Below are 16,334 nucleotides of genomic sequence, written 5' to 3'. Positions count from 1 at the left end.
CAGAGAAGATGAGGGCACGGAGAATTTCGCAGAGGATTGATTATTTGATAATGGAATCTACCAAACCGGTTCCTGTTAACTTAATTTGATAGGGCCACTGTTCTTCGAGAACAGGAGCTGCATTGGGAGTCGGGTTTCTTGGTCTGCCGGGAATGGGCCAGTGTTCTGTTGGGGCACCCATCACTGTTAACCAGAGAAATTCTGTGTCTTTGGGCACTTTAAATTTCAAAGTTCCATTTGCCTCTTTTCCCACATCACCATATACACGTTTACCATTTCTCTGATAAGCTACAAAACCATAACGCCATCCTGCTTTATCGGTTTTAACAGCATTGTATCCGGTAGTACCTGCTAATCCTTTAAACTCGAGTGTAAGGGTTGTACCGGCTTCCGGTACTTTTAATTGTATACCATTGTAACCGTAGTTCTGTGGACAATTGGCACTATCAATTCTGAACCATCCATCTGCAGCTGTTCTCATCACAGTGAAATGTTGATTGGCATAAGGTTTGGCTACCTGCTCAATACGTTTCATGTCCCACGTAATGAAACGACGCGATGCATCAAACATTTCATCATTGAATTGTTCCTGTGAAAGATTGGTGATACGTTTATAAGTGGTTACCGGATCTTCACCAGTTAAAGTGGCTCGGGAAAACTCACCAAAAAATTCAATACCACGGTTATTCGACCAGTATTCAAATACATAAGGTGAATGATACATATTGGTAGGATGCAGAAAAGCAAAATGCGTTTTCTTCATAAAATCTTTGAGGTGATAATTTTCAAAAGTCATCCATTCCGGGTACACCTGCCACAACATATATTGGGCCGACATTTCAGAAATTGGTCCGCCGGGTCCGCGGCCATTATCGGCGCGAATCATGTATTGAAAGGAATGTCCGAGTTCATGCGCCAACGCACCATAAGGTGCTTTACTCATACGTGCTGCAGGTGTCCACAATAAACCAATCTTGTTTTCTGTACCACCTCCAAATGCTGTGGCACCACTGCCGCCAATAACATAAAGAATCATTTTATACTGATCGGTATTTGATTTTCCTTTTACCACCAGTTTAAGTTTGTTTACATAAAAATCATAAAAACGCTCCAGCTCTTTTACAGCATCCTGTACATTGAAACGTTTTGTTTCAACAGGATTAGTCATCGGGTCCTGACCAAATTCTTTTGACCAGAAGACTACAATATTTTTTGACTCTACCATTCTCGAATAACTAAACTCACTGGTATCGCTGTTATAATTATTGTTATCTGGAATGCGGAATACTTTACCGGGGATATACAATTCTTTTTCACCCGGTTTTTTAATGCGTGCAAAAGGTTCGGGAGGAGGCGTATTATTACCACCCTGTGCCCATACGCAGGCGGGTAATAATAACAGGTAAAATGTTTTCAGTAATTGCTTGCTTAACATGGTTGGCTTGTTTTGAAAGTGAATGTCAGATGAGCTCATTCCGGTACTGAAGATGAATTTACTGTTTAAGACTTTCGCGTTTTATGAAACCAGCTTCTTGGTTAAAATATGTATGAACTTGGTTAATTGACTTGAAGAAAACTGACACTTAAAAACCATGTGGTAGCTTTGTAACATGACCAGCATCAAAAATATACTCTTCGATCTTGGTGGTGTTTTTCTCGATATCAATTACCAGCTAACAGAAAAAGCATTTATTGATTTGGGTATCACCGATTTTGATCAGCGCTTCAACCAGCAGTTCTCCAATACCCTCTTTGAGGACCTGGAAACAGGAAGGATTGATCCGAAAACTTTTTATAACCGTTTCAGGGCAGAAACCGGAACATCACTGGCTGATGAAGCCATTGAAAAAGCCTGGAATGCCTTATTGCTCGATTTCCCGCCAAACAGGCTGGAATGGTTGGAGGCAATCGGAAGAAAATACCCGGTTTATCTCTATTCAAATACTAATATCATTCATTATCAATGCTTTATGAAAATGTTTGAAGATACATTTGAAGGAAAAAACTTCAATCAGTATTTCCGCAGGGCCTATTATTCGCATGAGCTGGGGCTGCGGAAACCCTATGCGGCATCCTACACAAAAATTATGGAGCTGGAAAACCTTCTTCCGGGAGAAACCCTTTTTATAGATGACACTTTTAAAAATATTAACGGAGCCAAAGAGGCCGGTCTGCAAACGCTCTGGCTCGAGCCTGGAATGGTATTACAGGAGCTGGGGTTGTAATAGTGGTTAGACAATAAGACTACCGACTCACTATTGACTACTCACTACTCACTACTTTATCTCCTCAAAATCAATATAATCCTCGTCTTTCCTTACTTCTGTGGCTTTTTGAGCCTGTTGCTGGTATTGCTGTTGTTGCTCAAATTTTTTGCGGGCTTCTTCCTGTTGCTGCTGCATTTCACGTACTTTATCCTTCATCTGTGAGGCGATTTTACTGGCCGGTACCACTACCTTGAAAATCAGGTTGTACAATAAGTATATAAGCAGACCCCATAAAATAATTTTCATCACACAAAAATAAAACATTCTCCCTTCTCCCTGCTCTTCCTGCTCCGGACTTAAGTCCGGAACAGGAAGAGCAGGGGTGGGAAGAAATTTGGAACATAAGCCTGTTTTACCCTACATTTGCACTTGGAAAAGAACAATAGAAGGGAACGGAAGCGTTCCCTTCTTCTATTTAAATATGTCAACAGAAACAGAAATTTCAAGGATCGAAGGGCTGATTACAGCAATGCTGGCTGACGAAACAGCCTATTTCCTGGTATCGGTACGCATTAAACCCACCAGTAATATTAAAGTGTTTTTGGATGGTGATGAGGGGCTCGCCATTGAGAAATGTGTATCCTTTAACAGGAAACTCTACAAGCTCATAGAAGAAACAGGGATGTATCCGGAAGGTGAATTTTCGCTGGAAGTATCATCACCGGGTTTAGATGAACCTTTGAAATTGTATCGCCAGTATAAAAAGAATATTGGCCGTTTTATTGAAGTCTTGTTTCTGGATGGCACCAAAAAGGAAGGGAAACTGCTCGAAGTAACCGAAGCCGATATCATAGTAGAACATACGGAAGGCAAAGGTAAAAAAGCAGTAACACAACAACTGGTTATTCCATTCAATCATATAAAATCAACAACAGTTCAAATCAAATTCTGATTCTGTAAGACTTGTAGCTTGAAGCCTGAAGCTTGAAGCTTGTCTTCTGAATTTCTAAAACTAAAGACATGGCTAGTATCAACCTCATTGAAGCGTTCCAGGAATTTAAAGACGCAGAAAATATCGATCGTCCCACGATGATGAAAGTGGTGGAAGACGTATTCAAAACCCTGCTCCGTAAGAAATATGGCAGCGATGAAAATTTCGATGTAATCGTAAACGCAGAGAAAGGTGACCTGGAAATTATTCGCCGAAGAATGATTGTAGAAGATGGAGAGGTAATTGATCCACTGGCAGAAGTAGGTTATACAGATGCAGTAAAAATAGAACCCGACTTTGAAGTAGGGGAAGAACTCTATGAAGAGGTTGATATGGTTGACTTTGGCCGTCGCGCCATCCTCGCCGCCAAACAAACACTGGCAAGCCGTATCAGCGACCTGAAAAAGAATGTACTGATTAAAAAATATGGTGATCGTATCGGCGAAATTATCAGCGCTGAAGTTTACCAGGTATGGAAAAAAGAGGTATTACTCCTGGATGAAGAAGGCAATGAACTGATCCTGCCAAAATCTGAACAGATTCCACAGGACTACTTCAAAAAAGGAGAAAATATCCGTGCTGTGGTAGAACGTGTAGACCTGAAAAATAATACACCGGTTATCATCCTTTCAAGAACCAGTCCTACATTCCTGGCTAAACTTCTGGAGATTGAAGTGCCTGAAATTTTCGATGGTCTTATTGCCATCAAGAAAATTGTACGCGATCCGGGAGAGCGCGCAAAAGTAGCCGTAGAATCTTACGACGATCGTATTGATCCTGTTGGTGCCTGCGTGGGTATGAAAGGAAGCCGTATACACGGTATCGTTCGCGAACTGAAGAATGAAAATATTGATGTAATCAATTTCACTACCAATATCCAGTTATTGATCCAGCGTTCCTTAACGCCGGCTAAAATCAGCTATATGGAACTGGACAATGATAAGAAACATGCAGAAGTATACCTCAAAGCCGACCAGGTTTCACTGGCCATCGGACGCCGCGGGGTAAACATCAAACTGGCATGTGAACTTACCGGTTATGAAATTGATGTGTTCAGGGAAGATGAAGAAGTGGTGGATGAATTTGATATAGACCTGGATGAATTTAGTGATGAGATCGAGCCATGGGTAATTGATGAATTCAAACGCATCGGTTGCGACACAGCCCGCAGCATCCTGAACCTGACAGCAGAAGAACTGGAAAGAAGAACCGATCTGGAAAAAGAAACCATCGAAGAAGTAAGAAGAATCTTACAGGAAGAATTCGACAGAGAGGAATAAGCAGCTATTAAGAAGCTATATTTGTCCGGGGAAAAGAAAATCCTACAGATTAGCTACCAGATAATTGTCCATGGACGATGGTCCATAGTCCATGGGCCAATCACTATGGACCATGGACCAAAAAACTTTGAATGTCAGAACTGAAATTACCAAGACTGTTAGCAGCCGCCAAAGAGTTTAATATTGGTCAGGATACCCTGATTGACTTTTTGGTGAAGAAAGGATTTACTAAAGATGACCTGAAGCCTACCGCCAAGCTTTCGGAAGACCAATACTATGCCCTACAGGCAGAGTTCCAGGGAGATAAGGTAGCCAAAAACAAGGCCGATCAGGTAGAAATACCTAAAGCCGCTCAGGCAGAAGCAAAGAAGAAAAAAGATGAGGAAGAAATTTCTTTTGTAAAAAAAGAAGAGAAAAAAGCTCCGCCAAAAGAAGAGCCAAAACCCGAAGTAAAAGCAGAACTTGTAGTAGAAGCCAAGCCTGCAGAGCCCGCACCTGAGATAGAGGTAAAAGCAGCACCGGCAGAAGTAGTAAAAGCAGAAGCGCCCGAAATTGAGGCACCGAAAGTGATCAACAAAATCGATCTGTCTACTATCGACTCTTCTACACGTCCTAAAAAAGCGTCTAAGAAAAAAGAAGAAGCCCCTGCTGAAACTCCTGCACCTGCACCAAAAGCCAAAAAAGCAGAACCTGCCCCGGCTGTTGTTCCGGAACCACCGGCACCGGTTGTTCCCGCAGCTCCTGAGGAAATAGATGCACCGCCTGTGATTGAAAATATCAGGGCAGAAAAACTGGAAGGCCCCAAGATCCTTGGTAAAATTGAATTACCCGTAAACAGCGATACCCGACCCAAACCTGCAGCAAGAGACGAGAAGCGCAAGCGTAAACGTATTCCTGTTGACAAAAAAGAAGGTGGTACACCTCCCCCTCCACAAGTTGGTCCGGATGGACGTCCGGTAAGCGGACCGAATCGTCCGATTGTTCCTGCCAATAACAGGAATAACCAGGGTGGTGGCGGTGGTGGATTCAACCGTAACCAGGGTGGAGGAAACAGAACTGGCGGTGGCGGCGGTAACCGCGATAGAAACAGAAGAGGCGGCGGACCTGTTGAAGACAAAGAAATTGATCAGAAAGCAATTCAGGAAAAAATACGCGAAACACAGGCCAAACTGGCCGGAACAGGAGGTCGCGGAAAAAGCCTGAAAGCCAAATACAGAAGAGCCAAGCGCGATGAAGCTGCAGAAGCAATGGGTAATGAAATGGGTGAAGACAATAAACTGCAGGTAACAGAATTTGTTACCGTAAGTGAGTTGGCCAACCTCATGGATGTAAGCTTTGCCGATGTAATCGGAAAGTGTATGAACCTGGGCATCATGGTATCCATCAACCAGCGTTTAGATGCAGAAGTAATTGAACTGGTAGCAAGTGAATATGGGTTTGAAGTAGAATTCATTGGTGTTGATGAAACAGATGAGTTTGATGATGAACAGGATGAAGACAGTGAAGAAGACCTGGTTCCAAGACCACCAATTGTAACCATCATGGGTCACGTGGATCATGGTAAAACATCCTTACTCGACTATATCCGTAATGCCAATGTGGTAGCGGGTGAAGCGGGAGGTATTACCCAGCACATCGGTGCCTATGAGGTAACACTACCTACAGGTAAAGCCATCACATTCCTTGATACACCGGGTCACGAAGCATTTACGGCCATGCGTGCACGTGGTGCAAAAGTGACAGATATATCCATCATTGTAGTAGCTGCAGATGATGCAGTGATGCCACAAACACGAGAAGCCATCAGCCACTCACAGGCTGCCAGTGTGCCGATGATTTTTGCGGTAAACAAGATCGATAAAGACGGAGCCAATCCGCAGAAAATATATGAGCAGTTATCACAGATGAATATCCTGGTAGAAGCATGGGGAGGTAAGTTCCAGAACCAGGAACTATCGGCCAAGCAGGGATTAAATGTTGATCTGCTCCTCGAAAAAGTATTGCTGGAAGCTGAACTGCTCGACCTGAAAGCCAATCCAGACAGAGAAGCTTCAGGTACCATCATTGAAGCATCACTCGATAAAGGACGTGGTTATGTGGCTACCATCCTGGTACAGAACGGAACCTTGCGTCAGGGCGACCTGATTGTTTCCGGTCAGCACTACGGACGTGTAAAAGCCATGTTCAATGAACGTAACCAGCGCATTGAAGTGGCGCCACCATCTACCCCTGTTGTTATACTGGGTCTGAACGGAGCACCACAAGCCGGTGAGAAATTCAAAGTATTTGAAGATGAAGCCGAAGCAAAAGAAACAGCGACCAAACGTGCACAGATATTACGTGAACAGGGACTGCGTGCAAGAAAACATATTACACTTGACGAGATTGGTCGCCGACTGGCATTGGGTAACTTTAAAGAACTCAATATCATTATCAAGGGCGATGTGGATGGTTCGGTAGAAGCCCTGAGCGATTCTTTACAGAAATTATCAACCGAAGAAATTGCGGTACGCGTGGTACATAAAGGTGTGGGTCAGATTTCTGAAAGTGATGTATTGCTGGCAACCGCATCGGATGCCATCATCATAGGCTTTAACGTACGACCATCCATGCAGGCCAACAGGTTGTCTGAAACAGAAGGCGTGGAAATTAAACTGTACTCAATCATCTACACCGCCATCGATGAAATCAAAAGCGCGATGGAGGGGATGCTGGAGCCTAAAATACAGGAGAAGATTACCGCCAATGTGGAAGTACGCGAAGTATACAAATTTGATAAAGCCACCGTTGCCGGATGTTTTGTACTCGAAGGAAAAATCAGCCGGAACAGTAAGATCCGTATTATCCGCGATGGTATCGTTGAATATCCGAAAGGTGAAGGACAGGCAGCAGAACTGGGCAGCCTGAAACGTTTCAAAGACGATGTAAAAGATGTAGCATCGAATATGGAATGCGGTCTGACCATCAAAAACTTCAACGACCTGAAAGTAGGAGATATCGTGGAAGCATTTGAGGAAGAGGAAGTGAAGAGAACTTTATAGAGTTATAAAGCTTCAAGCTACAAGCCACAAGTTTCAAGTTAGTAGAAGGGAATGAATACTATTTAAGCAATGGAGTTCATTCCCTTTTATCTCATAATAGACATACTCTTATTCAATTCGTAGCCTGTGGCTTGAAACTTGCAACTTGTAGCTTTTTGTTAAAACCAACCCCCAATCTGGGAAACAAGCCCCGATTAACTAAATTTGACGTTCATAGAATAAGCATGAAAAAGGTAATTCTGATAATTGTTATACTTGGTGCCGGAATGGTATCGGTGATGGCACAAACCAAAAAAGTGGTAGCCGATAAAATTGTTGGGCAGGTAGGCGACAGGATCATCCTTCGTTCAGATATATTGAATGCCATATCTGATATGAAACGCCAGTACCAGGGACAGGAAAATGTAATCATCCCAACCGAATGCCAGGTGCTGGAAGGACAACTGATTCAGAAAGCACTCATATTGCAGGCTGAAAAAGATTCACTGACGGTAACAGAAGAAGAAATTGATGCTACCATCGATAACCGTATCCGTGCTGCCATTCAGCAGTATGGTTCAAAAGATATCCTCGAAGAAATTGCCGGTAAAACCGTTTATCAGCTGAAAGAAGATTTCAGGATAGCACTGCGTGAACAGAAGATGGCAGAGCAGATGCAGACCAAGATCATCGAAACGGTAAAAATTACACCCACAGAAGTAAAAGCATTTTATAATAAAATACCCAAAGACAGTTTACCATTTTATGAAAGTGAAGTGGAACTGAGTCAGATCGTTATCATACCCAAAGCCAACCGCGATGTGGAAGAATATGTATCGAAGCAGATGTATGATTACAAACGCCAGATAGAAAGTGGTGCACAGAAATTTGAAGCACTGGTAAAATTATATTCTGAGGATCCGGGAAGTAAAGATGCGGGTGGGCAATACAACCTGAACAGGAACGACCGCAACTGGGATCCAGCTTTTCTTTCTGCATCATTCCGTTTAAAAGAGAACCAGGTATCACAGGTGATCAAATCGAAATTCGGTTTGCATATTATACAGTTGATGTCGCGTTCGGGTGATGAAGCAGTGGTGCGTCACATTCTGCGTATACCACCCGTAACTGATGATGAAGTAAAAGAAGCAGTAGCTAAACTCGATTCTGTTCGTAAGCAATTAAAAGCAGGAACCATTGGTTTTGGCGAAGCTGTAAATAAGTATAGTGAAGATGAGAACAGTAAATTCAACGCCGGCGCTATTACCTCCGGTCAGGATGGTAATATTTTCCTGAGTATTGATATGTTGGATAAAGACATGGTGGTGGCATTGAAAGACCTGAAACCCGGTGAGTTCTCAGCACCACAGGTGTACACCGATGAGCGCAGTCGTAAAGCTGTTCGTTTGCTTTACCTGAAACGCAGAACAGAACCACATCGTGAAAACCTGATGGACGATTATAATCGTATTGCACAGCGTGCGCTGGAGAGCAAAAAGAATGAAGCACTCGAAAAATGGTTCAAAGAGCATATCCCAACCTACTTTGTATCTATCGATAAAGATTTTACCAGCTGCGATAGCATTAAAATCTGGAAAGCCGCTGCTGACAAAGCAGATAAAGCCAGAAAGAACTAAGAAATAAGGAATAAGAAACAGAGAAATATCGAATTTCCAATCTAAACAATCTGTATTCATTCTTTACTGCTGCTTAGGAGCTAAAACATAAAATCCCGGCGCTGGACTTTAGTCCGGCGAAAAAGAAACAGGAAAAATATTGGATTTGATAGTATAGGAATGCAGATCATTATCGATCTGCATTCCTTTTTTCATATGTACATGTATTTTTTAGGATATTATTACCTCTATAACTTGCTGATTAATAGTTATTTGAAGGGAAAGAAAAATTAATTTGGAAATTAAATGTATATACATGTATATTTGCATAGTGAAACTGGAACAAGCCATACAAAGTACAAAATTCAAAAGTGAAGTGCAGAAGGCAGGATTGAATATACTGTACACGGCCTGGTGGCTGAAGACAGTAATGAGCAGGGAATTGAAAGAGTTTGGGTTAACACATGAGCAGTACAATGTGCTGCGCATATTAAAGGGAAAACACCCGGAACTGATGTGCGTAAAGGATATAGCCTGCCGCATGATTGAAAAAAGCTCGAACGTTCCCAGGATCATTGACAGGCTGGAGATCAAGAAACTCGTAAAGCGTGCTACATCTGAGGCCGACAAACGTGAAACGGTTATTTCACTTACCCAAAGCGGTGTAGCAGTACTCGAAGCCAGTACAAAAGCACTCAATGCCATTTACGATGAAATCATGACGATCAGCGAGGAAGATGCTTCCAGCATTAATGAACTACTTGAAAAAGTACGGGAAAACGAAAGTTGATTTTTTTTAAACTAATACATGTATATACATGTATTGTAAATTGAAAAGCATATGAAAACGATATTACACAAAGCAGCAACAAGGGGTCATGCCAACCACGGCTGGCTCAACAGTTATCATACATTCAGTTTTGGGCATTATTATCATCCCGATCGTGTTCATTTTGGAGCACTGCGCGTACTCAACGACGATACCGTAAAAGGTGGTATGGGTTTCTCAAAACACCCGCACGACAATATGGAAATTGTTTCTATTCCATTGTCTGGCGATCTGCATCACCAAGACACTACCGGAAGAGATGAAATTATTCGTCAACATGATGTACAGATCATGAGTGCCGGCAGTGGAATTGCACATAGCGAAACCAATGCCAACAGCGATAAAGAAGTTAAATTCTTGCAGATATGGGTATTTCCAAAAGAACAAAATATAGAACCCCGCTATCAGCAAAAATCGTTCAAACCAGAGAACAGGTTGAACGAAGTATTAACAGTGGTAGCACCAGATGATGATAATGCAGTTTGGATTAATCAGGATGCATGGTTCTCACTTGCAAATCTGGAAGCGGGTATTGAAAAAACCTACACAGTAAAAAGAAAAGAAAACGGAGTATATGTTTTCGTCATCAGCGGAGATGTAACCATTAACGGTCAACAACTGAATATAAGAGACGGTTTAGGAATTAGTGAAACAGATACGCTGAATATTAAAGCCGATACTGCAGCAGAAATATTATTGATTGATGTTCCGATGAAAGTAAAGGAGGCATAAGATGAAAACGAACAGAACCATTAAAAGTATATTATACGCAACACCCATGGATATGGGAGGAATGCCCATCAGGCAACCCTTTCCATCTCAGAAAGCTGAAAGCATTGATCCATTTTTGTTGCTGCACCATGCCGATATTAAAGTACCTGTACATATCGATGTAAAACATGCAGGCGTAGGTCCGCATCCACACCGTGGTTTTTCTCCCGTGAGTTTTATTTTCAAAGGAGGTGTACATCACCGCGACAGCAGGGGAAATGATAATGTGGTGTATGCCGGAGGTACGCAATGGATGAATGCAGGTATGGGTGTTATTCACAGCGAAAGACCACCCGCTGATATTCATGAAATAGGCGGACGCCAGGAGCTTATTCAACTCTGGGTAAACACACCTGCCAAACATAAAATGGATGCACCGGTTTACCAACCACTTACTGCAGAAAATACACCTGTTGTAAAAAGCGAAGATGGTTTGGTACAGGTAAACATCATTGCCGGTGAATTGAATACAGTGAAAGGTCCGATCAATACCTTATCAGCTGTAAATACATTCACAGCCACATTTACAAAAGGAGGAAAATTCTTTTTCAATATTCCTGCTACGCACAATGCATTTATTTATGTGCTGCAGGGAAAACTGAATGTAACCGGTGACGGAGAAGTAGATGGAAAATATGTAGCCGTATTTAACAACGATGGTACAGGATTTGAATTAGAAGCGCTTGAAGACAGTATCGTATTCATAGGAACAGGAGAACCACTCAACGAACCGCTAGCATCGCATGGCCCCTTCGTCATGAACAACCAAACCGAACTCATGGAAGCTTTCCGTGATTATCAGTTGGGGAAAATGGGCGTGTTGATAGAGGAATAGTGAGTAGTGAGTAGTCAGTAGTGAGTAAAACCCTGAGGCCCTTGTTGGTCGGCGACCAACAAGAGTGAGAAAACAAAAAATTTAAACAAACACCATGGTCTATTGGCTATGGACTATAAACTAAAAAACAAACACAATGGCAACTTACAAAATCGACGCAGCACACAGCGAAATTACCTTCAAGGTAAAACACTTAATGATTACCAACGTAACCGGAAGCTTTACCCAGTTCGATGCAACCATGGAAAGCGAAGCCGCTGATTTCAGCGATGCAAAAATTTCTTTTGAAGCAGACGTAAACAGTGTAAGCACCAACAACGAACAGCGTGATGGTCATTTGAAAAGTGATGATTTCTTTGCTGCAGAAAAATTCCCTAAACTTACATTCGTATCAAAAAACTTTACCAAAAAATCGGATGATGAATACACCCTCACCGGCGATTTAACCATCCGTGATGTAACGAAAACAGTAGACCTCACAGTAGAATTTGGGGGTAATATGGTAGATCCCTGGGGTCAGGCAAAAGCCGGTTTCGAGATCAACGGAAAAATTAACCGTAAAGAATTTGGTCTGGGCTGGGGAGCTGTAACAGAAGCAGGTGGTGTAGTGGTAAGTGATGAAGTGAAACTGCATTTAGGCGTTCAGATGATTAAGCAAGCATAATTCGTGAATGGTGAATGGTCAATGGTGAATAGGATGCCTTTGTTGGTCGCTGACCAACAAAAACTTTATAGCAATACATTGAATAATAGTAAGTCTGAACATAGACCATTCATTCACGATTCACCATTGACCATTCACCTAAATCAATCAGTATGACCAAGGCCAGCATTGCAACAACAAAATACCGGGTACAACTGGATAACGGAAGGCATTTATTTGGTGCGGATGAACCGGTGGAGAAAGATGGACAGGACACAGCTCCGGCACCCGATGAATTGTTGGAAGCATCGCTGGCCAGTTGTACTGCCATCACCCTGCGGATGTATGCAGATAGAAAACAATGGAACCTTGATGGTGTAGAGGTAGAAGTAACCCTGGAAAGAGTAGAAGGCAAAACAGTCTTCACCCGCAACATCACATTCAAAGGCAATCTGGATGATGAACAGAAAGAAAGGCTTCTACAAATTGCCAAACTCTGTCCCGTCTCCAAAACCCTGAGTGGAAGTATTGAAATAAATACCTCCATAAACCAATAAATCCCTGCGAAACCTCCGTTACCTCCTTTCTCTGCGGTGAACCTACGCAAATGTTCACCGCAGAGAAAGGAGTAAGCAGAGTTTTCGCAGAGAGAGAGAGTTGAATTTTCGATAAACGGAAGAATCTTATAGAAATGAGCTGCAACAGGCACTTGAGCAGCATAGTATAGTAGATTGCATACTGAACAGAAGAGAAAGATTATTGTTATTAGTCCATAGTCAATGGTTCATAGACCATGGATAAGAGAACGTAGGATAATGAACTATGGTCTATTGGCCATGGACTATGGACTCTCTCATCCCCCAAACTTGCAAAAAATGAACATAGAAATCATAGCTGGAAGTCCCAGAACAAATAGTGTAACCCATCGATTGGCATTATTCTTACAAAAACACCTGACCGCCACCACACAGCATCAGGTAAACATAATAGATGTACGCGACTGGAAATTACCCTTACTTGAAAAAGTATTTTCATCCATAGAAACCACACCTGAAGAATTTAAACCACTGGCAGAACGAATGTTTGCAGCCGATGCGTTTATCCTGGTAACACCGGAGTATAATGGCAGTTACTCACCGGCCCTGCAGAACCTGATGGATCATTTCCCCAAGCAGAGTCATAAACCATTCGGACTGGTTACCGCATCAACCGGAGCCATGGGTGGCATGAGGGCCAGCCAGCAATTGTTGCTGCTGGTACCGGCATTATTTGGTATAACCTCACCCTATATGCTGGTAACACCTTTTGTAGATAAGAAATTCAATGAAGCCGGCGAATTGATAGATGGTTCTTTTAGCAAGTCTATCGACCTGTTTACCAATGAGTTCCTTTGGTTGGCAGAAACCCTTAGACCGGAATTAAGTACGGCTTACAATTAACTTTATAAAACGTGGCGGAGTTGTTAACTTCGCCACTTCTTTTTAAAATATATCATGAGCGACGAGATAAAACACGAATGTGGGCTCGCCTATATTCGACTCCGTAAACCTTTCTCTTATTATCTGCAAAAGCATGGAACGGTAACCTACGGCCTCAACAAGCTGTACCTGCTGATGGAAAAACAGCATAACCGGGGCCAGGATGGCGCCGGAATCGCCGCTGTGAAACTAAATACCGAACCCGGAAACCCCTTTCTCTACCGCCTTAGAAGCAGTGCTCCTCAACCTATTGCCGATATTTTCTTTAAAATAGGCCAGGAAATACAGGAACTGGAAAAATACCAGTCCGATATTAAACAGCATCCCGGACTCATGAAGGGCCACCTGCCATTTATGGGCGAGTTGTTGCTCGGTCACCTGCGTTATGGTACACAGGGAAAGAACAATGTAGAATTTTGTCACCCCTTTATTAAACGTGATCTCATGCCGGGTAAAAACCTGGCATTGGCAGGCAACTTCAACCTGGTAAATACCGATGAACTCTTTGACCTGATCAATATGAGTCCCGGCGATTTCCAGAAACAGAGCGATCTGGCAGCCATGATGGAAGTGTTGCATTATTTTCTCACCAAAGAAGATGAACTGAGTCCTAATGCAGCTGAGGTAAAAAAAGTATTGGAGAAAGCCACGCCTTTATTTGATGGCGGTTATACCATTGGTGGTTTGTTGGGTAATGGATCGAGTTTTGTAATGAGAGATGCGCATGGCATACGTCCTGCCTATTATTATATAAACGACGAAGTAATTGTAGCAGCCAGTGAACGTGCTGCCATCAGAACCACGTTTAATGTGGGAGAGAATGAAGTGATGGAACTGATGCCGGGAACGGCCCTTATAGTAGATGAGAAAGGAAATTATGCAGTCGAAAAAATTCTCGAGCCCAAAGAAAGAAGGGCCTGTAGTTTTGAACGCATTTATTTTTCACGTGGCAGCGATGAAAAAATTTACAGGGAAAGAATTGCACTGGGTCATCACCTGAGCCAGACGGTGCTGGAACGCATTAACAACGATTTAAAAAATACCATTTTTTCTTATATACCCAATACCGCCGAAGTAGCTTTTTACGGACTGGTAAAAGGTATGGAGCAATACCTCAATAAAATAAAGGTAGAACGCATACTCAGTTGGGGCAACGATTTTACGCCGGAGAAACTGGAAGAAATGGTGACGAGGAAAATTCGCCAGGAAAAAATTGCCATCAAAGACGTAAAACTCCGCACATTCATAACCGAAGATGCCAACCGGAATGAAATGGTGCAGCACGTATACGATATTACTTATGGTACAGTGCGAGCAGGAGAAGATACACTGGTAGTGATTGACGACAGTATTGTACGCGGTACCACACTGAAAGAAAGTATTGTACGTATGCTGGCCAGGCTGAAGCCTAAAAAAATAATCGTGGTATCCTCAGCACCGCAGATACGTTACCCCGATTGTTATGGTATTGATATGAGCAAGCTGGGCGACTTTATTGCATTCCGTGCCGCCATTGCATTGCTCAAAGAAAGAAATATGGAACATGTACTCACCGAAGTGCATGAAAAAATAAAAGACCTCACCCGTAATAACCAGTTGCATACAGAGAATGTGGTAAGGCAGGTGTACAAACCATTTACCACCGAAGAAATTTCGCAGAAGATAGCGCAACTCATAACACCATCTGAAATAGATACACCGGTAGAAGTTATTTACCAGACCATTGAAGACCTACACGATAGTTGCCCCACCAATACCGGCGACTGGTATTTCACGGGTAACTACCCCACACCGGGTGGTAATAAAGTGGTGAATAAGGCTTTTCTGAATTTTATTGAAGGGAAGAATGTGAGGGGGTATTAGTCTTATAAGTAAACCTGATTTATATCCGATGCGTCTCAGAAATGAGGCGCATTTTTTCTGTGTACTTCAGTGCCTTCAGTGGCATTTAATTGCCACTGAAAACACAGTCCAAAGGACTCCTATGGAGAAGTACACAGAAATTTTATGCAATGTCTCCAGAAGACTCTTTTGAAGAGGTTCGTATTACACAGTTAAGGTGTTTTTTACCATACGGATCGCTGTTGTTGCTAAAAAAGTCACCACAAATGCCTTTGGCATTAGTATACTTACTACAAACTAGCTTCACCCTTCTTTCCTGTAAAATTCTCCGCTCATTTTTCAAATAGTGTTAGTTTGTGCATATAACTGAAACATTCAACAAGCAGACAGTTCAAGATGAAATTATTCCAAAATAAAAAAAGCAACCTTTTTTTGGCTTTTCTTTTCTTAGTGCTTTCCATTATTGGTTTTATGGTAAAATTGCCATCGGCTTTCAGGCATTATGACAAAGAGTTACATTCATTATTTTATTTTTTAGCAGCCGCATTTCTCAATGTATTATTCGCAAAAAAAAGATTTACCAGGCACATCCTCATATTTGCTTTCCTGTATTTGCTGGGAATGTCTATAGAATATGCGCAGGAGTATTCCAATCAGTTTTTCCGTAAACGAATACATGGCCGTTACGATAAAGAAGATATTCTGTCGAATTTGAAAGGACTAATTGCATTTTCAGTTTTATGGGTTGTATATGTTGGTGTTACAGTTTTTATAAAAAGACCCACAAAACACAACGAAGCCGATAATAGTCAATAATGAAAC

At 42.2% G+C, this 16,334-nt stretch carries 15 protein-coding genes; 13 read left to right on the top strand and 2 right to left on the bottom strand.

Annotated elements, in window-relative coordinates; all coding sequences use genetic code 11:
• Nucleotides 1-40: 40 nt before the first annotated feature.
• Nucleotides 41-1,435, bottom strand: coding sequence for a DUF6055 domain-containing protein (locus tag KXJ59_RS01780; protein WP_295200470.1), 1,395 nt, complete (start codon nt 1,433-1,435; stop codon nt 41-43).
• A gap of 175 nt (nt 1,436-1,610) precedes the next feature.
• Here KXJ59_RS01780 and KXJ59_RS01775 point away from each other — a divergent pair, with 175 nt between their 5' ends.
• A complete protein-coding gene (locus tag KXJ59_RS01775) occupies nt 1,611-2,225 on the top strand; it encodes an HAD family phosphatase (protein ID WP_295200468.1) in 615 nt (204 codons plus the stop codon).
• A gap of 51 nt (nt 2,226-2,276) precedes the next feature.
• On the opposite strand, the gene KXJ59_RS01770 is transcribed toward KXJ59_RS01775, so the two are convergent.
• Nucleotides 2,277-2,513: a hypothetical protein gene (locus KXJ59_RS01770; RefSeq protein ID WP_295200466.1), complete on the bottom strand. Its 237-nt coding sequence runs from the start codon at nt 2,511-2,513 to the stop codon at nt 2,277-2,279.
• A gap of 175 nt (nt 2,514-2,688) precedes the next feature.
• Between KXJ59_RS01770 and KXJ59_RS01765 the strand changes: the two genes are divergently transcribed.
• The 12 genes from KXJ59_RS01765 (at nt 2,689) to KXJ59_RS01710 (ending at nt 16,328) form a co-directional block, all read left to right on the top strand.
• The gene (locus KXJ59_RS01765) at nt 2,689-3,159 is read left to right on the top strand and encodes a ribosome maturation factor (protein ID WP_295200465.1); all 471 of its coding nucleotides are present in this window, start codon (nt 2,689-2,691) and stop codon (nt 3,157-3,159) included.
• 68 nt (nt 3,160-3,227) lie between these two features.
• Nucleotides 3,228-4,478 carry a transcription termination factor NusA gene (gene nusA / locus KXJ59_RS01760; protein WP_295200463.1) on the top strand — a complete coding sequence of 417 codons (1,251 nt, stop codon included), beginning with the start codon at nt 3,228-3,230 and terminating at the stop codon, nt 4,476-4,478.
• Nucleotides 4,479-4,609: 131 nt separating this feature from the next.
• A complete protein-coding gene (infB, locus tag KXJ59_RS01755; protein ID WP_295200460.1) occupies nt 4,610-7,519 on the top strand; it encodes a translation initiation factor IF-2 in 2,910 nt (969 codons plus the stop codon).
• Nucleotides 7,520-7,743: 224 nt separating this feature from the next.
• Nucleotides 7,744-9,135, top strand: coding sequence for a peptidylprolyl isomerase (locus KXJ59_RS01750; RefSeq protein ID WP_295200458.1), 1,392 nt, complete (start codon nt 7,744-7,746; stop codon nt 9,133-9,135).
• 295 nt (nt 9,136-9,430) lie between these two features.
• The gene (locus tag KXJ59_RS01745) at nt 9,431-9,904 is read left to right on the top strand and encodes a MarR family transcriptional regulator (RefSeq protein WP_295200456.1); all 474 of its coding nucleotides are present in this window, start codon (nt 9,431-9,433) and stop codon (nt 9,902-9,904) included.
• Nucleotides 9,905-9,955: 51 nt separating this feature from the next.
• A complete protein-coding gene (locus tag KXJ59_RS01740; protein WP_295200454.1) occupies nt 9,956-10,675 on the top strand; it encodes a pirin family protein in 720 nt (239 codons plus the stop codon).
• Nucleotide 10,676: 1 nt separating this feature from the next.
• Nucleotides 10,677-11,549, top strand: coding sequence for a pirin family protein (locus KXJ59_RS01735; RefSeq protein WP_295200452.1), 873 nt, complete (start codon nt 10,677-10,679; stop codon nt 11,547-11,549).
• 136 nt (nt 11,550-11,685) lie between these two features.
• Nucleotides 11,686-12,213, top strand: a complete 528-nt coding sequence (locus KXJ59_RS01730; RefSeq protein WP_295200450.1) for a YceI family protein — start codon at nt 11,686-11,688, stop codon at nt 12,211-12,213.
• A 152-nt stretch (nt 12,214-12,365) separates the two neighbouring features.
• Nucleotides 12,366-12,749 (top strand): OsmC family protein, encoded by a 384-nt coding sequence (locus tag KXJ59_RS01725; RefSeq protein WP_295200448.1) that lies wholly within the window; start codon nt 12,366-12,368, stop codon nt 12,747-12,749.
• 318 nt (nt 12,750-13,067) lie between these two features.
• On the top strand, nt 13,068-13,631 hold the full coding sequence (locus KXJ59_RS01720; RefSeq protein WP_295200446.1) for an NAD(P)H-dependent oxidoreductase: 564 nt from the start codon (nt 13,068-13,070) through the stop codon (nt 13,629-13,631).
• Nucleotides 13,632-13,685: 54 nt separating this feature from the next.
• Nucleotides 13,686-15,533, top strand: coding sequence for an amidophosphoribosyltransferase (locus KXJ59_RS01715; RefSeq protein ID WP_295200445.1), 1,848 nt, complete (start codon nt 13,686-13,688; stop codon nt 15,531-15,533).
• A gap of 375 nt (nt 15,534-15,908) precedes the next feature.
• Nucleotides 15,909-16,328, top strand: a complete 420-nt coding sequence (locus tag KXJ59_RS01710) for a hypothetical protein (RefSeq protein WP_295200443.1) — start codon at nt 15,909-15,911, stop codon at nt 16,326-16,328.
• Nucleotides 16,329-16,334: the final 6 nt, after the last annotated feature.

The organism is Sediminibacterium sp., from assembly GCF_019264485.1.
Classification (GTDB): Bacteria; Bacteroidota; Bacteroidia; order Chitinophagales; family Chitinophagaceae; genus Sediminibacterium.
Note: the sequence above shows the minus strand (reverse complement) of the source record. Positions and strands in the feature narration are given on the sequence as shown.

What these genes read in the sequence shown, in the direction of transcription:
- KXJ59_RS01740 (WP_295200454.1), top strand. Translation starts at nt 9,956, where the DNA reads ATGAAAACGATATTACACAAAGCAGCAACAAGGGGTCATGCCAACCAC.
- KXJ59_RS01745 (WP_295200456.1), top strand. Translation starts at nt 9,431, where the DNA reads ATGTATATTTGCATAGTGAAACTGGAACAAGCCATACAAAGTACAAAA.
- KXJ59_RS01720 (WP_295200446.1), top strand. Translation starts at nt 13,068, where the DNA reads ATGAACATAGAAATCATAGCTGGAAGTCCCAGAACAAATAGTGTAACC.
- nusA (WP_295200463.1), top strand. Translation starts at nt 3,228, where the DNA reads ATGGCTAGTATCAACCTCATTGAAGCGTTCCAGGAATTTAAAGACGCA.
- KXJ59_RS01725 (WP_295200448.1), top strand. Translation starts at nt 12,366, where the DNA reads ATGACCAAGGCCAGCATTGCAACAACAAAATACCGGGTACAACTGGAT.
- KXJ59_RS01765 (WP_295200465.1), top strand. Translation starts at nt 2,689, where the DNA reads ATGTCAACAGAAACAGAAATTTCAAGGATCGAAGGGCTGATTACAGCA.
- infB (WP_295200460.1), top strand. Translation starts at nt 4,610, where the DNA reads ATGTCAGAACTGAAATTACCAAGACTGTTAGCAGCCGCCAAAGAGTTT.
- KXJ59_RS01710 (WP_295200443.1), top strand. Translation starts at nt 15,909, where the DNA reads ATGAAATTATTCCAAAATAAAAAAAGCAACCTTTTTTTGGCTTTTCTT.
- KXJ59_RS01715 (WP_295200445.1), top strand. Translation starts at nt 13,686, where the DNA reads ATGAGCGACGAGATAAAACACGAATGTGGGCTCGCCTATATTCGACTC.
- KXJ59_RS01775 (WP_295200468.1), top strand. Translation starts at nt 1,611, where the DNA reads ATGACCAGCATCAAAAATATACTCTTCGATCTTGGTGGTGTTTTTCTC.
- KXJ59_RS01750 (WP_295200458.1), top strand. Translation starts at nt 7,744, where the DNA reads ATGAAAAAGGTAATTCTGATAATTGTTATACTTGGTGCCGGAATGGTA.
- KXJ59_RS01770 (WP_295200466.1), bottom strand. Translation starts at nt 2,513, where the DNA reads ATGAAAATTATTTTATGGGGTCTGCTTATATACTTATTGTACAACCTG.
- KXJ59_RS01735 (WP_295200452.1), top strand. Translation starts at nt 10,677, where the DNA reads ATGAAAACGAACAGAACCATTAAAAGTATATTATACGCAACACCCATG.
- KXJ59_RS01780 (WP_295200470.1), bottom strand. Translation starts at nt 1,435, where the DNA reads ATGTTAAGCAAGCAATTACTGAAAACATTTTACCTGTTATTATTACCC.
- KXJ59_RS01730 (WP_295200450.1), top strand. Translation starts at nt 11,686, where the DNA reads ATGGCAACTTACAAAATCGACGCAGCACACAGCGAAATTACCTTCAAG.